Below are 19,489 nucleotides of genomic sequence, written 5' to 3' on the forward strand. Positions count from 1 at the left end.
CGTTCAGCGCCGCTGCGCCTGCTCCTCGTCCAGCATCTCGATCATCTCGGCCGCGCCGACATCCAGGGTCGGCCCGCGCCACAGCTCGACGATGCCGCGAGCCCGCACGCGCCGCCCCCGAAGCGCGACAGCAGAGAAACCACGTTCGAGCATGATCCGCCAAGTGCGTTTCGACACCGTGACGGTAACACCTTCCGCGCCGAAAGGGGCGAAGTTGAGGTAGGTGCGGCGCTCGCGCTCGCCGACGGCGCGCACCCGGCCCTCCACCACCGCGAAGCGCCCCGCGAGCGACGCGAGCCGCGCGACGTCCTCGGCCGGCACCGGCGGCGCCCCGGTCCAGAGCCCGCGCCCCGTGCGGCGCGGCTCCTCCTCCAGAGCCAGCAGCCCCGGGCGGCACAGGCTGTCCCCCTCCCCGGCATCGACCGGCACCAGCCCGGCCGCGACGAGCCCGCCGGCGAGGTCGACCGGATCGCCCTCCGCCGTGACCGCGTCGAGGGTGATTCGGCCCCACCGGTCCGGCTCCGGCGCCTCGCGGGTGGCGAGCGCCCGCCCGGCGAGGCCCGCGAGCCAGACCCGCGCGGCGTCCGCCGCCGCCGGATCGTCCGGCCAGCGCAGGCCGTCGAGCCGGGCCCGCCGCCCGGAGGCGAGGACGAGCTCGCCCCGGGCGGCCACCGCCTCGATCCGGTCCCGTCCGGCTGTACGGCCCCGGCAGGCCGGCGGCTCGCGGGTGCGGGGAGCGGCGCCTTCGGCCGCACCGGCGAGGAGCACCAGGGCGAGCCCCGCCGCGATTCGTCGTCTCATGGTGGAAGCCGCCCCCGATCCGCGATCGACGAGGTTGGCGGAAGACGGGCGAGATGGTAAGAGGCTCGCCGTGGGTCTCCGTAGCTCAGCTGGACAGAGCACAGGTTTCCTAAACCGAATTGGGCGTCGCGCCGGGAAACCGCGCGGCGGATCCGCTCAAAGTCGGGGAAAGCGTCGAGCCTCTCCAGGCCTCACGCCGATCCCGAGCCAAGCCCGGCCTCCAGGCTGGGAAGGTGTAGAGACTAGACGGGCGGCACCTAAGGGCCTCTTCGAGGCTACGGTGAAGGGATAGTCCAGACCACGAACGCCTCGCGGCGGCGGCGAAAGCCGAAGTGGTACGAAACCTGGGGTCGCAGGTTCGAGCCCTGCCGGGGACGCCACGCATGCTTAGGACGCCACGCATGCTTAGAGCCCTTGTCGGGGCGGGTTTTTCCACTGAAATCGGTGCCCGGCCGTGCTGTCGGCCGGAGCGGGCGCGGGCCGTCGGCTCGTCCCGCCCAGCGGGCGGTCGCCCCCCGATCGCGGGGGAGCGACCGGCAACCCCGCTCCCGTGCGCCACCACACATCCCTGGAGGCCGACCGGAAGCTAGATCCCGGTCACGCCCGCAGGCCTTCGGCCTGCCCCGGCTCGGCGGCAGCCTGGTGCCCGCTTCACGCCCCCTTTCGGGTGTCGGGCTGCCGCCTCTTCCGGGATGCCGGGCTTCGGTACCGCTCGATGGCGGGATGCCTTCGCGACGACCAGCACGCCGTCGGCCCAGGGCACCCGACCGTCGGCGAAGCTGAGACGCGCACAGGCAGGCTGACGGGCCTTCTCCAGCGTGGCGCACCTGTCCGCCGGATCGAGCCATCCGCCTTCGTCGAGAATCCAGCCGTCGATGCGCGGCCGGAAGCGTGAAGCGGCGTCCACCGGAGATGCTCCGACCTCCGCGAGGTTGCCAGTATGCTCCGGCAGATCGGGTCGGGCCACGGGCTCGAGGACCGATCGATCGGCGAGGATGCATTCTGGGACGTTCGGCACCCAGTCCGAGACGATGCACACGCGCCAGGATCCGTCCCCGGTCCCCAGTCCTCAAGGTCGTCCGGCATGGTCCAGCGGCGCCGATCGATCGCAGGCCGATCCCGCGCCGGCGCGCCGGAACCCTGCGCCTTTCCCAGGACGGGACTCGCGCAAGCGCGAGCCCGCATCAGCCCCGATCAAGCTCGGCGGGAACCACGACCGGAGCGTGACGTTCTCCCCGTCAGCAGCGGGTTCCCCACCCCTCGATCACGCAGGATGCCCGCCAAGGTCCTATCCCTCCGGCGGGCATCTCGCCATCGGGACCTTCACCGACCTCGGTTCGCCGGTCGCCTCGAATTTCCTGAGGATTCCCGCGAGAATCGGCTTGAGCGTGATGCCGGGTCCTCACTCCCGCCTTGTTTGGGGTGCCTCTCTCGCCATCGAACCGGCCGCGCACCCGATGCGGCCGATGCCAGCCCAGCGAGGCCACAGCGTGCGTTTCATCGGCATCTTCGGAGCGCTTCTCTCGGTCCTGCTCGTCCTCACGGTCGGGGGCCTCTTCACCCTCCTGGCAGCCCCGTTCCGGGCGGCCCTGGCGTTCCGCCGCGCCTGAGATCCGTCCGGGGCCGGACGCCCTTCCGGCCGAGCGGCGTGGCGCGCGCCGCCGCGCGCTTCCGGACCGGGCCTACACGCCGGCGCGGATGAACCAGATCGCGGCGGAAAGGCCCACGCCCGCGACACCGATGAACCCGACATACAGCGCAAGGGTCGGGTCGGCGTGGTTGTGGGCATAGCCGGGCTTGCGGGGAGACAGGCGCCAGCGCTCCTTGATCTCGGCGAGGCGGGCCCGGGCGATGTCCTTCGGCGAGAGGGCGTTGCCGCCCGCCTCCTCGCAGGTCCCGAGCATCGCCATCCCGGGATCGAACACCTCGACCTTGTCGCCGCTGCGCCCGGAATCGATGTCGCCCTTCAGCATCGCCGCGTTGGGATTAGGAGCATCGAGGGGCGCCGGGGGGTCGGCGCGCTGGGCCGACAGGTGCGGCGGAACGTCGGTTTCGTAGCTCATGGGCATCGCTCTCGGATTCGGCGCGGTCGTCGCCGCGGGGTTCGTACCTGGACTACGCCCGTCGCGGGTCGAAGTTCGCGGCGTCCCGCGGCGCGACGGGCGACCGGTCCCTGCAGCGGCGCCCGATCGCGCTGCAATCGGGCGCCGCCCTCGGTCTGTGGCCGCCGCATTGTCTGCGACGAACCGGTCTCACGTCAGTCGGGACATGCTCTAGCGGGTGATCCGGCTCGGGGAGATCGGGTCGCTCGCCGGGAAGGTCTCCTCGATTGCCTCGTCCAGCAGGCGCTCCTGGCGGGCCTGGAAATCCTCCCCGGGCCTCCGGGGTCCGGGCGCGGAGGCTGCCGCGCGATCGGAAAGGGGTTGGCCGCGGCGGGGGCCGTCCCGCTCGCCCCGTTCGCGCGTCGGCGTACGCGACGGGACGGACGCGCCGCCGAGCAGGCCGGAACGCCAGGCCAGCAGCCCCGCGCCGGCGATCGCGAGGCCGGCCACGGCCGCGACGACGAGGTCGCCCGATCCGCCGGACGCGCCCGAACCCCGCCCTGCCGTGCGAAGGACGCGGCTGCGCGCCCGCACGAACGCCGTCGCCGCCTCGCGGATCTCCTGCTCGGAGAGAACCCGGCGGGCCAACGGCACGAGTTCGTGCCAGTGCCGGTGCAGGTGCCGGTCGACCCCGTAGGTCACGTCCTCGAACGTGTTCAGCCAGCCGGATGCCGGCCGGCGGGTCCGCGCGAGGCGGTCGAGGTCTCCCATGACCTCCTCGTGCTCGCGCCGCAGCCCCTCGACCAGCGCACGCGCCTCGGCGTACCGGTCGAGCAGCGTCAGCAGGCCGGCATCGACCGAGACGGCGTGGGCGTGGAGTTCGTCGAGAAGGTCGGACAGCAACCGCTCGCGGCTTCGCACCACGCCGGGACCGTTGAGCGCGTTCGGGATCTCGCGGATGAGCTGTGCGATGTTCGCGTGATCGCGTTCAATCAGTCGCCAGATATCCATGCGTAAACGCCTTTCTCGATGACTCACAACTCGGCCTCACAACTCGATCGATCTCGGGACGTTCCCGATTGTCTCCCATCCCGGTCGCGTCCTTGACCTCGGCCTCAGCCATACCCGAACAACGAGACGCGGCCGAACTCGGTCATGGACCGGAACGAGCGGAAGCGGCGGCCGGTCGCGGCTCGCCCCCACGCCCCGCGACGCCGGCCGGCGGTGTGCTGCCGGCGGGCGTCGCGTCAGGATCGGTCCGGTCCCGGCTCGGCTTCGGACGGCGCACCGGACGTCACGGCGCCGTCCGGAGCGATCTCGGCCCCGGCCGGCGGCGGCCCGATGCCGGTCGGATCGGTGGCGGGCGGCGTCGGGGCCGGGGGCCTTCCGCCGGCCGGCGGCGGTTCGTCGTCGGGCATCGTCATCTCCCTCGACGTTCGTGCGTCGTCGATCGGTGTGCCGGTCCCGTCAGCGCGGGCTGTAGAGGGCCGCGTAGGCCACGAGGGCGATCACCGCCACGACGAGCGCCAGGCCCAGCAGTGCGGGCCGCACCCGGTTCGTGGTGCGCTCGGGCTTGTGACTCGGTGGGGCCATGGCACGTCTCCGTCGGTCGTCACCGCCCAACGCAGAATACTCCCCAAGGGTTCTTACGGCGAAAGGTTCTCACGATGGATCGCGCTTCCGCGACAGGCTTGGGGCGCGGCAAGCCTGTCGCGCGGCGGGGATCGGCCGGACCGGGATCGGTCCCGGAACGGTCCTAGCGGGCGTGCATTGGCCGAGGGCGAGACGCACTCATCTCGCGATCTCCTCGATGACGAGGCGTCCGGTCCGGTCCGAACCCGTGCGGACGCCTCGTTGTTCTCGCGAAATCGCAGGATGGTACGGAACGATGCAGCGCAATATGAATTGTTGCAATGCAGCATCGCGGCCTGGCCGTGGTGCCGCAGCCCTCCTAGGGCGTTTCCTCCCTGACTGAAGCCGCTCGCGAGAGCGGCTTCTTTTTTGCTTTTTGCGACGATCCCCGTCGGCGCGCGGGCGGCTCTCGAGGACCGTGGCCCCGCGAGATCGCCGCTACCCCGCGCTCCGGTTTCGCGCTATGGCCTGCCTGGCCCGTCCGGCCGCGGTCGCGCCTCCCAGGAATTTCGATCCGGCATCATGGCGCACGATGGAAACTCGCTTCAGTTCGATCTGGAGGAAGTCGCGCCGGGCGAGTTCATCATCGCGGTCGCCTGGCGGGAGAAGAAGCTCGGCTCGCTGTATCTCCGGGGCGACCGGCCCTACGCGACCGCCTTCCTCGAAGCCGCCCGCCGGCGCATCGTGCTGGCGATCGCCGGCGACGGACCGGGCGATGTCGACGGACAGGTGCGGCGCGAGTTGATCGACCTGAGCCGCAGCCTCCCGCAGCCGCGCGGCTGACCCGGGAGGTCCTTCGTCAAGGACGCCCGCCAGGGTCACGCGTCGGGATCACCCGCCGGAACCCGTTGCAGCGACCCGTGGCTCTCGCGCGACGAAGCGGAGGATCGATCGGTCCGCGCCGCCGTCAGGAACCTTTTCGCGATGAATCGGTATGGTGTGCGGCTCGCATCGGCGGAAGGTTCACGCAATGCCTCTCTACTACATCGACACGTTCGATGGCACCGCCATCCTCGATGACGAAGGAACGGAACTGGCGGATCTGGATGCGGCGCGCGACCACGTCCGTGTTGTACTAACAAAACTGATGGGCGAGGAAGCCGGCATCGACGAGCGCTCCCGGTGCCGCGCCGACGTACGGGACGCGTCGGGCCGGCGCGTGCTCGAAGCCTCCCTGGTCCTGACCGTGAACTCCTGCCCCTGACGGCACGTCCGTGACGGCCCTCCCGTGACGCCGCTCCCGCAGCGCAGCCCTCACCCGTTGCCGCTCCCGGGCCGCTCCTCCCCCCTCCGGACGCGCCGGCGCGCCTCGATGGCCCGGTCGACGGCTCCCCCGATCAGCAGGGTCGCGAGCAGGAAGCCGGTGCCCAGCGCCAGTGGCAGGTAGGCTCCGAGGCCGCAGACGATGCCGAGGGCAGCCGTCACCCAGATCGCCGCGGCGGTGGTGAGGCCGTGAACCCGGCTGCCCTCGCCCTTCACGATCACGCCGGCGCCGAGGAAGCCGATTCCCGTGATGGTGCCCTGGATCGCCCGGCTGGCATTTGCATCCGTCCCGTCGCCGGAGAAGCCCGATCCGGCGAGGGTCACCAGGGCCGCGCCGAGGGCCACGAGGCCGAGCGTCCGCACGCCGACGGGCTTGGAATGCATCTCGCGATTGAGGCCGACCAATCCCCCGGCGAGCACGGCTGCGCCGAGGCGCAGGCAGATGTCGGCGGTCGAGAGCATCGGCACGTCCTCCTCAAGCACGGGGAGCGGGACAACCGGCAGGCCTCCCCCGACGCCGGCGCCGGCGCGAGAGGATCGGTGCCCGCGCGCCGGGATCGTCCCGCAACCCTCGTCGGGGCTGCGTTAACGCTGGGTGAGGACAGGCCCTGCCCGGCCGGGAACGTCCGGTCCGGACCGCGACATCCGCTATGCCGGATGAAGCGTTCGCCCAAACCGCGGGCATTTACGCGATCGCAACCGTTGGGAATCAACAATCGACCCGTCGTCTTCCATGCCGCGACGCGACGCGCGGGCAGCCCTGCGAGCCGAGAGATGGCCGGGAAACCTGCGGACCAACGGGACGTGCATATCGGGGGGCTCATCGAGGAGCGGCGCCTGCGCGCCGGCCTCAGCCGCGAGGCCCTGGCCGGCCCCCTCGAGGTCTCGCTGTCGCAGCTCGGAAAATACCTGAAGGGCGCCAACCGCCTGAGCGCCACCGACCTCGACACCCTCGCGCGGGTGCTCGGCGTGCCGGTCGGCTTCTTCTTCGAGGGAATGCCGGGGCGGGATCCGCACGCGCCGGGGCTCAGCGACCGGCCGCAGGCGCGGCTCGAGGTGCTGGCAGGCTGGACCGGGTTCGCCGAGGCGGTGGCGCGCGCCGCCGACACCCATCTCGACGGGGACCGCCGCCAGGCCCTGGGCGGCCTCGTGCGCGCCGTCGACCATGCGCTTTCGGCGCAACGAGCGTTCGATAAAGCGAACGACTCCGGTCCGTCGGATTGACGTTCGGGATTCCGGCTGCCAGAACCCCGCGATCGAAGTGTCGAGTAGGGTAGGCCTCTCACGCCGCGCTCGACGAGACCTGAGGGCTCGCAACCTATGCCGCGTTCCAACTACCTGTTCACCAGCGAGTCGGTCTCCGAGGGCCATCCGGACAAGGTCTGCGACCGCATCTCCGACACCGTGGTCGACGCCTACCTGGCGGTGATGCCGGAGGCCCGCCTCGGCGTCGAGACCCTGGCGACCACCAACCGCATCGTCATCGCGGGCGAGGTGCGCGGCCCCGACTCGGTCACCTTCAAGGACCTCGAGGCGCTGACCCGCGAGGCCGTCAAGGACATCGGCTACGAGCAGGACGGCTTCCACTGGAAGAACAACGACGTCGCGATCTACCTGCACGCCCAATCCGCCGACATCGCCCAGGGCGTCGATGCCGCGGGCAACAAGGACGAGGGCGCGGGCGACCAGGGCATCATGTTCGGCTACGCGTCCGACGAGACGCCCGCCCTGATGCCGGCGCCGATCTACTACGCCCACAAGATCCTCAAGGATCTGGCGGACGCCCGCAAGGCGAAGTCGGGGGATGCGGCCAAGCTCGGGCCGGACGCCAAGAGCCAGGTCACCGTGCGCTACGTCGACGGCCGTCCGGTCGAGGCGACGCAGATCGTGCTCTCGACCCAGCACCTCGACGAGTCGCTCGACTCGGCCGCCGTGCGCGCCATCGTCGAGCCCTACATCCGAGCGGCGCTCCCCGAGAACTGGGTCACCGACGGCACGGTGTGGCACGTCAACCCGACCGGCAAGTTCGTGATCGGCGGTCCGGACGGCGACGCCGGCCTGACCGGCCGCAAGATCATCGTCGACACCTACGGCGGCGCGGCGCCCCACGGCGGCGGCGCCTTCTCGGGCAAGGACCCGACCAAGGTCGACCGCTCGGCGGCCTACGCGGCGCGCTACCTCGCCAAGAACGTCGTCGCCGCCGGCCTCGCCCGCAAGGCCACGATCCAGCTCGCCTACGCCATCGGCGTCGCCAAGCCGCTGTCGATCTACGTCGACCTGCACGGCACCGGCGAGGTCGACGAGGCCAAGCTCGAGGCGGTCCTCGGCGATCTCGTCGACCTGTCGCCCCGCGGCATCCGCACCCATCTCGGCCTCAACAAGCCGATCTACGCCCGCACCTCGGCCTACGGCCATTTCGGCCGCGAGCCCGAGGCCGATGGCGGCTTCTCGTGGGAGCGCACCGACCTCGTCGGCCAGCTCAAGAGCGCCCTGGCCTGATCCCGTGCCCCGGTGCTAACGGGGCGCGGACACGCCCCATTCGGCACCGGGACATCATGGACGATCACGACACCGACGCGAGCCCCGAGCGGGCCCGCGCCTTCTACGGCCGGCGCAAGGGCAAGCGCCTGCGCCCCGGCCAGGAGGAGCGCCTCGCCGGCCTCCTGCCGCGGCTGCGCCTGCCCGAGGCCGGCCGCCTCGATCCCGCCTCCCTGTTCCCGCGCCCGGTCGCCGAGACCTGGCTCGAGATCGGCTTCGGCGGTGGAGAGCACCTCGCTGCGCAGGCCCGGCTCAATCCCGGCACCGGCATCATCGGCTGCGAGCCCTTCGTCAACGGCGTGGTGAAGCTGCTGCGCACCCTCGACGACGAGGCCATCGACACGGTCCGGCTCTGGGACCGGGACGCGATGGAGTTGCTGCCGCGGCTGCCCGATGCCAGCATCGGGCGCGTCTTCCTGCTGTATCCCGACCCCTGGCCGAAGCGCCGGCAGCGCAAGCGCCGCTTCGTCTCGGAGGAATCCCTGCGCGAGATCGCCCGGGTGCTCGTGCCCGGCGGCGAGTTCCGCTTCGCCTCCGACATCGACGACTACGCCGGCTGGACCCTCGTGCGCGCCGCCCGCTGCCCCGCCCTGCGCTGGACCGCGACCCGTTCCGCCGACTGGACCACGCCGTGGCCGGAATGGCCCGGCACCCGCTACGAGGCCAAGACCACGGCGGAGGGGCGTAAGCCGAGCTACCTGACCTTCGAGCGGGTGTGAGCGCGGCGGGCGGGTTCCTGTCGCGCCACCCCGGCCCGTGCTAGGCTGACGCCATGACCGCCGTCGCCTTCGACACCCTGAAATTCGCCCGCGCCCTTCGCGACCGGGCCCATATGTCCGCCGAGCACGCGGAGGGACCGTCGGAGGTGTTCGCCGAGGCGGTGCAGGGCGGCCTGCCGACCCGGGCCGACCTGCAAAGCCTCGAAGGCTCGGTGAAGGCGGAGCTCGTGGCCGTCCGGTCCGAGATCGCGGCGTTCCAGGCTGAGACCAGGAGCGAGTTCGCGGCGGTCCGGGCCGACCTCGCGGCTTTCAAGACCGAGACCCGGAACGAGTTCGCCGCCGTCCGGTCGGAGACGGAGGCCGAGTTCGCCGCCGTCCGGCAGGAAATGAAGACCGAGTTCGCTGCCGTCCGATCGGAGATGGCCGCCTTCAAGTCGGACACCAAGAACGAGTTCGCCTCCGTCCGGTCGGAGATGAAGCTCCTGGAGCAGCGGATGACGATCAAGCTCGGCGCCATGCTGGTGGCGCTCGGCGGCATCCTGATCGCGGCGATCCGGTACATGCCGGCCCGCTGAGCGCCCCGGGCGTGCTCCAGCGCACCGCGCCGGAGGTACGAGAGACCGGGCACGGACGGCCGACCTTGCCGCCGCCCGCGCGGGAAGGCATGGTTTCGCTCCATAACAACAGCCGAGCCGGACCGGGCGGAGCCTGCCGGCGGAGACACGGGGACCCGCGCCTTTCGCCACTCCGCCCGCCGATCACCAGGACTGAGCCGCATTGGACCCGAGGCCCGACGCCGCCCCCGACCTGCCGGACGATCCCCTTCCCCGCGTCGCCTTCGAGGGCGCGCCGGTCGCCCTCGCCTGCCTGACCGGGCCGGACCGGCGCATCGCGGCCGCCAATCCGGCTCTCGGCGCGCTGCTCGGCCTCGCCCCGGGGGCGCTCGTCGGGCGCGCCCTCGCCGATCTCGACCACCCGCACGGCCCGAGGAGCGGGCCGGATCTCGCGGGCGAGGCGTGCTGGCGCCGGGCCGACGGCTCGCCGCTCCGGGTGCGGCTGCGGGCCGGCCCCGAGCGGGAGGGAACGCGGATCGTCGCGGTCGAGGCGCTGGCCGACGGGGCCGCCACCGCCCGGGCCGAGCAGACCCGCCTGGCGCTCGCCTCGGCGGGCCTCGGCGAGTGGAGCTGGAACCCGGCCGACGGCCGCGTCGTCCTGTCGGACCGGGCCGCCGCGATCCTCGGCCATCCGGCCGGCGCGGCGCCGACCTGGGCCGAGCTGCAGCAGGCGGTCGGGCGCGACGACCTCGAGCGGATCCGGGCGACCGTGCAGGACGCCGTCGCCAAGGCGATCCCCTACGCGGTCGAGATGCGGTTCCGCCGGCCCATGGACGGCCAGGAGGCCTGGATCTCCGCCCGCGGCCAGGCGACCCGCGCCCCCGACGGCGCGCTCACCGGCATGATCGGGGTGCTGCAGGACGTCACCGCCCGGGAGGAGGCCCGGCGCGCCCTGCACGACCGCGAGCAGCGGCTCCGGGTGGCCACGACCGTGGCGGCGCTCGGCATCTTCGAATGGCACGTGCTCGACGACCAGTCGCTCTGGGAGAACGAGCGCATGTGGGAGATCTTCGGCCGCCGGCCGCAGGACGGCACCATCAGCATGCGCGAGTTCTTCCGCAGCGTGGTCCATCCGGAGGACAAGGCGGGGTTTCGCCGGGCCGTGGCCGGGGCGCTCCACAGCGACGGCGTGCTGCACGCGACGGCGCGCATCCGCGGTGCTCCCGAGGGTCCCGACGCGCCGGAGGCGTGGCGCACGATCGAGATGGCCGGCCGCTTCGAGCGCGACGGGCCGGCCGGGCTGCCGCGGCGCCTGATCGGCGTCGTCGCCGACATCACCGACCGGCGGCTCGCCGAGGAGCGCCAGTCGCTGCTGATCCGCGAGTTGCACCACCGGGTGAAGAACACGCTCGCGACGGTGCAGGCCATCGTCGGCTCGACGGCCCGGACCGCGTCGAGCATCGAGAGCTTCTACGAGGCCTTCGTCGGCCGGATCATGTCGCTCGCCCACACCCACTCCGTTCTCACCGAGGACGTGTGGCAGACGGCCTCCCTGCGCGGCCTGCTGGAGAACGAGCTGCGCCCCTACGCCGACGGCGCGATGCGGCCCGACACCGGCGGGCGGATCGAGCTCGACGGGCCGGCGGTCGACCTGCCCTCCGAGATCGCGGTGCCGATCGGCATGGCGATCCACGAGCTCACCACCAACGCCGCCAAGTACGGCGCGCTGTCGAACAGGACCGGCCGGGTGCGGATCCGCTGGAGCGTCGAGCCGGGGGCCGAGCCAGGCGCGGACCGGCCGCGCCTGCGCTTCCACTGGCAGGAATCCGGCGGTCCCCCGGTGGCGCCGCCGACCCGCCAGGGCTTCGGCTCGCGCCTGCTGCAGCGGGTGCTGACGACCCAGGTCCAGGCCGAGGTCGCGACCGACTACGCCCCCGGCGGCCTGGTGCTGACGATGCTGGCGCCGCTGCCGGCCCGCAACGCCGCCCTCAACCCCCTGGCGGCTTTGTGAGCTGACGCGTCACGCCGAGCGGGCCGCGCCCTCGCCGCCGGCGCTGCGGAACGCCTTCAGCTCGTCGATCGACGCGAAGTGGAAGAGCCCGGCCGGCGTCTCGGCGTCGATCGTGCCGTCGGCGTACATCGTGTAGGTGTTGCCGCCGGAATCGTAGGTGCCGATGACCGTCTTGCCGGGCGGCTCCTCGGGGAGGTGCGCCTCGGGCGGCGGCGCCTCGCCGGGACGGGCCTCCGGCCCGGGCGGCGGCGGGGGCTCCTCGACCGGGGGCGGCGGCACCTCGTCGTGCATCGCGCGGGCCTCGGGCGCGAGAGGCTCGGACGGGAGAGGTTCGGGCGAATAGGGTTCGGCGGGAGCCGGGGGCTCGTGACGGGCCGGTTCCCGATGGATCGTATCGGGGTGGATCGGATCCTGCGGCGCGGGATCGTGCGTCCCCATCGGCGGGTCGGCATCCTCGGCCCGGGTCAGGCGCAGCTCGCTCGCGGCGAGGCCGGCCGCCGCCCCGGCGGCGAGGGCCGCCCCGCCGTCGAGGCCGGTCGGCTCGGCCGGGCGCGGCTCGGGCACGGGCGGCGGCGCGGCCGGGAACGGGATCGGCGGCAGCACCGGCGCCATGACCGGCTCGCTGCGGACCGCCCGGACCGGCGCGAGGCCCGCTTCGGGCGCGGCGACCTCCGGAAGGGCGGGCGCCGCGACGGGGCGCTCGGTGACGGAGCGGACCGCCAGGGCGCGCTCGATCCGCCCGAGCCGCGCGACCGCGGCGGCGATCCCGAGCAGAACCGCGCCGCCGCTCGCCCCGACCGTGCCGGCGATCACCATCGTCCAGCCGACCTCGAGCCGCACGAACGGGATGCCCTGGACGATCGAGGCGAGGCCGCCGATCAGCATCAGGAGAGCGAGCACGAACAACGCAACGATCATCGGACTCTCGGGTTGGCGACGCGAAAGCGGGCGGCCCGACCGGTTCGGGCAGCCGAACGGGCGGTCCGGGACCACCGCCCCGCCCGCCCGCGACGGCCCAGACTTAACGACGCCGGCCGCTTTTGCAAAATCGCCGCGCTTGACCGGCGACCAAAGTCCGGGATGCGGGCCCCCTGAGGGATCGGCGGCGTTGCCGCCGGCCCGGGGCCGACTTAGGTAGACGCGGGTGCCGCGGCGGCGCCTCTCGGGGATCCGCCGCGTCGAACCCAAGCGATCCGGAGACACGCCATGGCCTTCACGCTGCCCGAACTCCCCTACGCCTACGACGCGCTGCAGCCCTACATGTCGAAGGAGACCCTGGAGTTCCACCACGACAAGCACCACAAGGCGTATGTCGACACCGGCAACAAGCTCCTCGAGGGCTCGGAACTCGCCGGCAAGAGCGTCGAGGAGGTGGTGAAGGCCTCTTACGGCCAGAACCAGCCGCTCTTCAACAATGCCGGCCAGCACTACAACCACATCCACTTCTGGCAGTGGATGAAGCCGAACGGCGGCGGCGCGATCCCGGGCGCGCTCGAGAAGAAGATCGCCGAGGACCTCGGCGGCACCGACAAGTTCAAGGCCGACTTCATTCAGGCCGGCGTGTCGCAGTTCGGCTCCGGCTGGGCCTGGCTCGCTGTGAAGAACGGCAAGCTCGAGATCATGAAGACCCCCAACGGCGAGAACCCGCTGGTTCACGGCGCCAAGCCGATCCTCGGCGTCGACGTGTGGGAGCACTCCTACTACATCGACTACCGCAACCGTCGCCCCGACTACCTCAAGGCGTTCATCGAGAACCTGGTGAACTGGGAGCACGTCGAGAAGATGTACGGCGAGGCGATCGCCTGATCGGCCGCGCATATAGGTTGTTGGAAAGCCCCCTCCCCGCCCGGGCGAGGGGGCTTTCCTTGTCTAACTCAGCACTCGTCGAGCAACGGCGTTTTCATTTCGCGGGGTCATCCTTGCGGTCGCGCAGCGGAACCCGGGATCCATGACCGCTGACAGCACCTGACAAGACGGCACGCGCTCCGCTTCATCCTGAAAACTCGGCACTGATGGATCCCGGTTTCCGCTACGCGGCCCCAGGATGACGGGGAGGGGGTGAGATCGGTCGAGGGGACCGAGGGCAGCCCGCGTCGAGATCCGGCGCCGGCACGAGTCGGATTTCCTCCCGCTCGAGGAACTCCGCGAAGCGATCGGAGCCGAGATAAGCGAGTTCGAGCGGCCGGCTCGCCACCACCGGGTCGAGGGCCCGCAAGCCGTCGTCGATCTCGCCCGGATGGCACATCACCACGGGCGCCGGGCCGAGGGCGCGGAAGCTCCGCTCGAAGGCGTCCGCGAACCCCTCCCCCTCCGCGAAATCCGAGAAGCCGGAGAAACCCCGGTTGGTCGAGAACCCCGCCCGCCGGGCCGCGGACCCGAAGCCCAGGCCCAACCCCGCCACCACGGCCGCCTTGCGGCCTTGCGGCCGGGCCCGGATCGCGCCCGAGCGGTCGCCCGGATCGCGCAGCCAGCCGCGCCAGCCCCGCGCCGCGAGCGCGGCGAGAAGCGCCCCCCGCACTCCCGGCAGGACGTGGACGTGCTGGTGCCCGTCGACGAAGTCCGGCAGCCGGCCCATCGCGGCCGCGAAGGCGTCGAGCTGGCGCTCGATCTCGGGGCGGATCTCCGCCGCCCGCAGGCGGCCCGACAGGCTCCAGGACAGGAGCCGCCCGAGCGGCGGCAGGCGTCCGTCCGGCGCCAGGCGCGGCAAGGGGCCGAGGGGGGCGCCCGTCGTCAGGGTCAGGTGGAGGCCCAGGCCCACCGTGCCGCCGAGCTCGCGCAGGGCCGGCGCCGCGCCGCGGAAGGCCGGGATGTTGGTCATCGCCCCGGTGGCTGTTATGCGGTGCCATCGCGCCAGGTCGAGAATGCCCCGGCTGACGCCCGGGCTCAGGCCGTAATCGTCGGCGCAGAGCACGACCGGGCGCCGTTCAGGAAGCATCGCGTATCTCGCGCTTGGAGCCCCGGTGCGCGCACCGGCCTCGATGACCGCCATCCGCCGGCCCCCCGCCGGCGCCAGACACCGAAACGAGGGACAGCGCCGTGGAGCTGTTCAGACATCCCGAACCGGTCGACCTGAGCGTCGTCATACCGGTCTTCAACGAGAGCGCCAACGTCGCGCCGCTGCTCGCCCGCCTCACGCCGGTGCTGGAGCGGCTGACGCGATCCTACGAGGTGGTGTTCGTCGACGACGGCAGTCACGACGACACCGCCGCGGTGATCGCCGCCCACCACGCCGCCGAGCCGCGGATCGGCGCGGTCTCGTTCAGCCGCAACTTCGGCAAGGAGATCGCCATCGCGGCCGGGCTCGACCACGCCGAGGGCCGCGCCGTCGTCATCATGGACGCCGACCTGCAGCACCCGCCCGAGCTGATCGCGACCTTCTGGGAGCGCTGGCGCGAGGGCAACGTGATGGTCTACGCCCAGCGCACCGACCGGGACGACGAGAGCGCGATGCGGCGCGGCTTCGCCCGGCTGTTCTACCGGCTCTTCGCCCGCTTCGGCGAGATGCCGCTGCCCGAGGGCGCCGGCGACTTCCGCCTCATCGACCGCAAGGGCGTCGAGGTGCTGCGCGCGCTGCCGGAGCGCGCCCGGTTCTCGAAGGGGCTGTATTCCTGGATCGGCTTCCGCTCGGTCGGCGTGCCCTACCAGGTCGAGGAGCGCCAGCACGGCAGCTCGAAATGGAGCTTCCGCAAGCTGTTCCGCTTCGCCTTCGACGGCATCACCTCGTTCTCGACCGTGCCGCTCAGGGTCTGGACCTATCTCGGCGGCGGGATCGCCGGCATCGCGTTCCTGACCGCGCTCTACTTCGTCGCCGACACCCTGCTGCGCGGTCCCGACGTGCCGGGCTACGCCTCGCTGATCGTCTCGGTGATGTTCCTCTCCGGCGTGCAGCTGATGTCGCTCGGCATCATCGGCGAGTATATCGGCCGCATCTTCGCCGAGGTGAAGCGCCGCCCGCTCTACGTCGTCGCCGAGCGGATCGGCCCGGCGGCCCAGGGCCACGACCGCCTGGTGCGCGACGACCGGCGCGGCGAGCGGCGAGCGCGCTATTCCGGCGCCGCATGACGGCGCTGATCCGGCGCCGCCTGACGGCGCATTCCGGCGCCGCGTGAGGCTTGACGGTCCCGCTTCGGGCCTCACGCCTGTGCTATCCACGGCGCCATGATTCGCAGCATCCTCTCGGTCGGCGGCTGGACGCTGGTCTCCCGCGCCACCGGCTTCCTGCGCGACGTGGTCATGGCCGCCGTGATGGGCGCCGGCCCGGTCGCCGACGCCTTCGTGGTGGCCTTCCGGCTGCCGAACCATTTTCGCGCGATCTTCGGCGAGGGCGCGTTCAACGTCGCCTTCGTGCCGACCTACGCCTCCCTCGACGCCGAGGCGGGCGCGGCGCGGGCCTTCGCCGACCGGGTCTTCACCCTGATGCTGCTGGTGCAGGTCGCGCTCCTGGCGCTCGCCCTGCCGCTGATGCCCGCGATCGTGCGGGCGCTCGCCCCCGGCTTCTCCGACGAGCCGGAGAAATTCGCGCTCGCCGTGGCGCTGACCCGCATCACCTTCCCGTACCTGCTGTTCATCACGCAGGTGACGCTCCTGTCGGGGATCCTCAACGCCCGCCGGCGCTTCGCCGCCGCGGCGGCCGCCCCGGTGCTGCTCAACGTCTCGCTGCTCGCCGCGCTTGGCCTCGCCTTCCTGTTCCCGAATGCCGGATACGCCGCCGCCTGGGGCGTCGCGGTGTCGGGCGTGCTGCAATTCCTCCTGGTCTGGGCCGATGCCCGCCGGGCGGGCCTCGCCCCCTCACTCGTGCGCCCGACCTTGCGCGACGCCGGCATGCGCCGGTTCTTCGCGATGCTGGGGCCGGCGGTGATCGGTTCGGCGGGCGTGCAGATCGCGATGTTCGCCGACACGATCATCGCCTCGTTCCTGCCGACCGGCGCGGTCTCGGCGCTGTACTACGCCGACCGGCTCTACCAGCTGCCCTTCGGGGTCATCGGCATCGCCGCCGGCACCGTGCTGCTGCCGGAGATGAGCCGGCGCGTCGCCGCGGGCGACGCCGACGGGGCGCACGCGGCGCAGAACCGCGCCACCGGCTTCTCGCTCGCCCTGTCGGCGCCCTTCGCGGTCGCGTTCCTGCTGGTGCCGGACCTGATCATGACCGCCCTGTTCCAGCGCGGCGCCTTCGACGCGGAAGCCGCGGCGCGCTCCGGCGCGGTGCTGGCGGCCTACGGCCTGGCGCTCCCGGCGGCGGTGGTGATCCGCTCGATCGTGGCGAGCTTCTACGCCCGCCACGACACCCGCACGCCGGTGATCGCCTCCCTCACCGCGGTCCTGGTCAATGTCGGCCTGAAGGTGGTGCTCACGGGTCCGCTCGGGGTGATGGGCCTGGCGCTCGCCACGGCCGCCGGGGTCTGGGTCAACGTGCTGATCCTGTTCTGCCTCGCCTACGGCCGCGGCTGGACTGCGCCGAGCCGCACGCTGATCGTCACCGCCGGCGGGGTGCTCGCCGCCTGCGTCGTGCTCGCCGCCTGCACGCTGGGCGGCCTGCCGCTGATCGAGCGCCTGATGCCGTCCCTGCCGCGGTTTCGCGAGCTCGCGGTGCTGGCGGCCCTGGGGGTGGCGGGGCTCGTCGCCTACGGGGCGACGCTCCTGGTGGCGCTGCGGCTGTTCGGGGTGCGGCTGCGGCGGGTGTGAGGGCTGGTCCGAGCCTCGCCAGATCCCTCGACGGTTCCGACACCCTTGGGGTCGTCCCGGAGCCGCGCAGCGGAACCCGGGATGGACCGGGAGGGTAGCGGCATTGTTGGAGCAGGGCGGACCGGCCCCGAGTTCTGAGCCGGGGCCGCTCGTCGCGCGTTGTCGGGCATCGATCCCAGCCAGACCGCACGAGGCTCACGCATGCCCCTCCCCGCCCCGCTCGACCGCGCCGATGCCGTCGTCTTCGACGCCTACGGCACCCTGCTCGACGTCCATTCCGCCGTGCAGCGCCATGCCGGAGCGATCGGGCCGGAGGCGCAGGCGCTCTCCGCCGCCTGGCGGCAGAAGCAGCTCGAATATTCCTGGGTACTGTCGCTATGCGGGCGCTACGCGCCGTTCTGGACCCTGACCGAGCGCGCCCTCGATTTCGCCCTCGCCCAGCATCCGGGGGTGGCGAGAGGCGTGCGGGCGGACCTGCTCGAGGCCTACCGGGCGCTCGACGCCTATCAGGAGGTGCCCGCCGTGCTGGAGCACCTGCGTCGCGCCGGGCTGAAGACCGCGATCCTGTCGAACGGCGACACCGCCATGCTCGACGCGGCGGTGAAGGCGGCCGACCTGGAGGACCGTCTCGACGCGGTCCTGTCGGTCGATCCCGCCGGCACCTTCAAGACCGCGCCCGCCGCCTACGCCCTGGCGCCCGAGTCCCTCGGGGTCGCGCGGGAGCGGATCGCGTTCCTGTCCTCGAACCGCTGGGACATCGCCGGGGCGGCGGCCTACGGCTTCACAACGGTCTGGGTCAATCGGACGGGGCAGCCCGACGAGTACCCGGACCTCGCACCGGTCCGGGTAATCCGCTCCCTCGACGGGCTGCTCGCCTGAGGGACCTCGCCTTTCGCTACTCGCCGGCCACCGGGCGGGCGCCGCCCGGGAGCCCGGCGGTCGCCGCCGAGCCGCGGCGGTAGATCAGCAGGGTCGCGACGAGGCCGCAGGCGCCGGCGAAGGCCATCCACAGGCCCGGCGCCGCCTTGTTGTCGAGCGCCTGGATCAGCCAGGTCGAGACGACCGGGGTGAAGCCGCCGAAGATCGCGGTGGCGAGCGAGTAGGCCAGCGAGAAGCCGGTGGTGCGGACGTTGGCCGGCACGATCTCGGTCAGCGCCACCACCATCGCGCCGTTGTAGCTGCCATACAGGAACGACAGCCACAGGAGCGTGATCAGCATGTTGGTGAACGAGATGTTGGAGGTCAGCCAGGCGAGCGCCGGATAGGCGGTGAGCAGGGTCAGCGCCGAGAAGGCCAGCAGGATCGGCTTGCGGCCGATCTTGTCGGACAAAGCCCCCATCAACGGCAGCCAGAACAGGTTCGACAGGGCGGTGAGGAAGGTGACGATCAGGCTGTCCGTCTCGGAGAGCTTCAGCACGCTCTTGCCGAAGGTCGGGGTGTAGACCGTGATGGTGTAGAACGACACCGTGGTCATCACCACCAGCAGCATGCCGAGCAGCACGATCTTCCAGTTCTCGCCCAGCGACTTGAACACCTCGGGCAGCGACGGGCGGTGCTTGCGGTGCAGGAACTCCTGGGTCTCCTCCAGCGAGCGCCGGATGTAGAACAGGAACGGCACGATCAGGCAGCCGATGAAGAACGGGATGCGCCAGCCCCACTCGGACATCTGGGCCGGCATCAGGGCGCGGCTGAGACCGAAGCCGATCAGCGCCGCCACCATCACGGCGACCTGCTGGCTGCCGGATTGCCAGGAGACGTAGAAGCCCTTGCGGCCGGGGGTCGCCATCTCGGCGAGGTAGACCGACACGCCGCCGAGCTCGACGCCGGCCGAGAAGCCCTGGAGCAGGCGCCCGATCAGCACCAGGAACGGTGCTGCGAGGCCGATCGTCTGGTAGGACGGCACGAAGGCGATCAGCACCGTCCCGGCGGCCATGATGCCCAGCGTCACGATGAGACCCTGGCGCCGCCCGATCCGGTCGACATAGGCGCCGAGGAAGATCGCCCCGAGCGGCCGCATCAGGAAGCCGGCGCCGAAGGCCATGAACGTGAACATCAGCGAGGCGAACTCGTTCTCGGCCGGGAAGAAGGCCTTCGAGATGTGGCTCGCGTAGATGCCGAACAGGAAGAAGTCGAACATCTCCAGGAAGTTGCCGCTCGTGACGCGCAACACCGTGGCGACCTTCGATCCCTGCGGACCGTGGACCGGACCTGCCATGCTCATTCCCCTGATTGGGCTCCCTCGACTGC

The 19,489-nt window shown here is 72.0% G+C and carries 20 protein-coding genes; 11 read left to right on the plus strand and 9 right to left on the minus strand.

Annotated elements, in window-relative coordinates; all coding sequences use genetic code 11:
- Positions 1 to 3: 3 nt before the first annotated feature.
- The 5 genes from DK419_RS00985 to DK419_RS29745 all read right to left on the minus strand — a co-directional run bounded on the left by DK419_RS00985 (position 4) and on the right by DK419_RS29745 (position 4,436).
- On the minus strand, positions 4 to 801 hold the full coding sequence (locus DK419_RS00985; RefSeq protein WP_109957451.1) for a DNA-binding protein: 798 nt from the start codon (positions 799 to 801) through the stop codon (positions 4 to 6).
- A 586-nt stretch (positions 802 to 1,387) separates the two neighbouring features.
- Positions 1,388 to 1,840 carry a hypothetical protein gene (locus DK419_RS29130; protein ID WP_208642260.1) on the minus strand — a complete coding sequence of 151 codons (453 nt, stop codon included), beginning with the start codon at positions 1,838 to 1,840 and terminating at the stop codon, positions 1,388 to 1,390.
- Between the two features lie 643 nt (positions 1,841 to 2,483).
- Positions 2,484 to 2,864 (minus strand): hypothetical protein, encoded by a 381-nt coding sequence (locus DK419_RS00995; protein WP_109957453.1) that lies wholly within the window; start codon positions 2,862 to 2,864, stop codon positions 2,484 to 2,486.
- Positions 2,865 to 3,074: 210 nt separating this feature from the next.
- Positions 3,075 to 3,854, minus strand: coding sequence for a hemerythrin domain-containing protein (locus DK419_RS01000; RefSeq protein WP_109957454.1), 780 nt, complete (start codon positions 3,852 to 3,854; stop codon positions 3,075 to 3,077).
- Positions 3,855 to 4,310: 456 nt separating this feature from the next.
- On the minus strand, positions 4,311 to 4,436 hold the full coding sequence (locus tag DK419_RS29745; protein ID WP_280953921.1) for a hypothetical protein: 126 nt from the start codon (positions 4,434 to 4,436) through the stop codon (positions 4,311 to 4,313).
- Between the two features lie 561 nt (positions 4,437 to 4,997).
- Here DK419_RS29745 and DK419_RS01005 point away from each other — a divergent pair.
- Both DK419_RS01005 and DK419_RS01010 read left to right on the plus strand, forming a co-directional pair.
- Entirely contained in the window at positions 4,998 to 5,258 is a 261-nt protein-coding gene (locus DK419_RS01005; RefSeq protein ID WP_109957455.1) for a hypothetical protein, read from the plus strand.
- Between the two features lie 187 nt (positions 5,259 to 5,445).
- Entirely contained in the window at positions 5,446 to 5,679 is a 234-nt protein-coding gene (locus tag DK419_RS01010; RefSeq protein WP_109957456.1) for a DUF6894 family protein, read from the plus strand.
- A 50-nt stretch (positions 5,680 to 5,729) separates the two neighbouring features.
- On the opposite strand, the gene DK419_RS01015 is transcribed toward DK419_RS01010, so the two are convergent.
- The gene (locus DK419_RS01015; protein WP_109957457.1) at positions 5,730 to 6,200 is read right to left on the minus strand and encodes an MgtC/SapB family protein; all 471 of its coding nucleotides are present in this window, start codon (positions 6,198 to 6,200) and stop codon (positions 5,730 to 5,732) included.
- A gap of 312 nt (positions 6,201 to 6,512) precedes the next feature.
- On the opposite strand from DK419_RS01015, the gene DK419_RS01020 reads away from it, so the two are divergent.
- The 5 genes from DK419_RS01020 to DK419_RS01040 all read left to right on the plus strand — a co-directional run bounded on the left by DK419_RS01020 (position 6,513) and on the right by DK419_RS01040 (position 11,560).
- On the plus strand, positions 6,513 to 6,962 hold the full coding sequence (locus DK419_RS01020; protein WP_109957458.1) for a helix-turn-helix domain-containing protein: 450 nt from the start codon (positions 6,513 to 6,515) through the stop codon (positions 6,960 to 6,962).
- 96 nt (positions 6,963 to 7,058) lie between these two features.
- Complete coding sequence (gene metK / locus DK419_RS01025; RefSeq protein WP_109957459.1) at positions 7,059 to 8,237, plus strand: methionine adenosyltransferase; 1,179 nt, start codon at positions 7,059 to 7,061, stop codon at positions 8,235 to 8,237.
- 56 nt (positions 8,238 to 8,293) lie between these two features.
- Entirely contained in the window at positions 8,294 to 8,995 is a 702-nt protein-coding gene (gene trmB, locus DK419_RS01030; protein WP_109957460.1) for a tRNA (guanine(46)-N(7))-methyltransferase TrmB, read from the plus strand.
- Positions 8,996 to 9,048: 53 nt separating this feature from the next.
- Entirely contained in the window at positions 9,049 to 9,570 is a 522-nt protein-coding gene (locus DK419_RS01035) for a CCDC90 family protein (protein WP_109957461.1), read from the plus strand.
- 202 nt (positions 9,571 to 9,772) lie between these two features.
- Entirely contained in the window at positions 9,773 to 11,560 is a 1,788-nt protein-coding gene (locus DK419_RS01040; protein WP_109957462.1) for a sensor histidine kinase, read from the plus strand.
- Between the two features lie 9 nt (positions 11,561 to 11,569).
- On the opposite strand, the gene DK419_RS01045 is transcribed toward DK419_RS01040, so the two are convergent.
- Positions 11,570 to 12,478 carry a hypothetical protein gene (locus DK419_RS01045; RefSeq protein WP_208642261.1) on the minus strand — a complete coding sequence of 303 codons (909 nt, stop codon included), beginning with the start codon at positions 12,476 to 12,478 and terminating at the stop codon, positions 11,570 to 11,572.
- A gap of 288 nt (positions 12,479 to 12,766) precedes the next feature.
- Between DK419_RS01045 and DK419_RS01050 the strand changes: the two genes are divergently transcribed.
- Positions 12,767 to 13,366: a superoxide dismutase gene (locus DK419_RS01050; RefSeq protein ID WP_048429540.1), complete on the plus strand. Its 600-nt coding sequence runs from the start codon at positions 12,767 to 12,769 to the stop codon at positions 13,364 to 13,366.
- A 223-nt stretch (positions 13,367 to 13,589) separates the two neighbouring features.
- Here DK419_RS01050 and DK419_RS01055 read toward each other — a convergent pair whose 3' ends face one another.
- On the minus strand, positions 13,590 to 14,495 hold the full coding sequence (locus tag DK419_RS01055) for a ChbG/HpnK family deacetylase (protein ID WP_109957463.1): 906 nt from the start codon (positions 14,493 to 14,495) through the stop codon (positions 13,590 to 13,592).
- Positions 14,496 to 14,596: 101 nt separating this feature from the next.
- Here DK419_RS01055 and DK419_RS01060 point away from each other — a divergent pair, with 101 nt between their 5' ends.
- From DK419_RS01060 to DK419_RS01070, 3 genes are all read left to right on the plus strand, one after another.
- Positions 14,597 to 15,622: a glycosyltransferase family 2 protein gene (locus tag DK419_RS01060; protein ID WP_109957464.1), complete on the plus strand. Its 1,026-nt coding sequence runs from the start codon at positions 14,597 to 14,599 to the stop codon at positions 15,620 to 15,622.
- Positions 15,623 to 15,718: 96 nt separating this feature from the next.
- Positions 15,719 to 17,242 (plus strand): murein biosynthesis integral membrane protein MurJ, encoded by a 1,524-nt coding sequence (murJ, locus tag DK419_RS01065; protein WP_109957465.1) that lies wholly within the window; start codon positions 15,719 to 15,721, stop codon positions 17,240 to 17,242.
- Positions 17,243 to 17,443: 201 nt separating this feature from the next.
- On the plus strand, positions 17,444 to 18,121 hold the full coding sequence (locus DK419_RS01070) for a haloacid dehalogenase type II (RefSeq protein WP_109957466.1): 678 nt from the start codon (positions 17,444 to 17,446) through the stop codon (positions 18,119 to 18,121).
- 16 nt (positions 18,122 to 18,137) lie between these two features.
- On the opposite strand, the gene tcuC is transcribed toward DK419_RS01070, so the two are convergent.
- Positions 18,138 to 19,457, minus strand: coding sequence for an MFS transporter (gene tcuC, locus DK419_RS01075; protein ID WP_109962041.1), 1,320 nt, complete (start codon positions 19,455 to 19,457; stop codon positions 18,138 to 18,140).
- Positions 19,458 to 19,489: the final 32 nt, after the last annotated feature.

It is taken from the genome of Methylobacterium terrae, assembly GCF_003173755.1.
Taxonomy (GTDB): domain Bacteria; phylum Pseudomonadota; class Alphaproteobacteria; order Rhizobiales; family Beijerinckiaceae; genus Methylobacterium; species Methylobacterium terrae.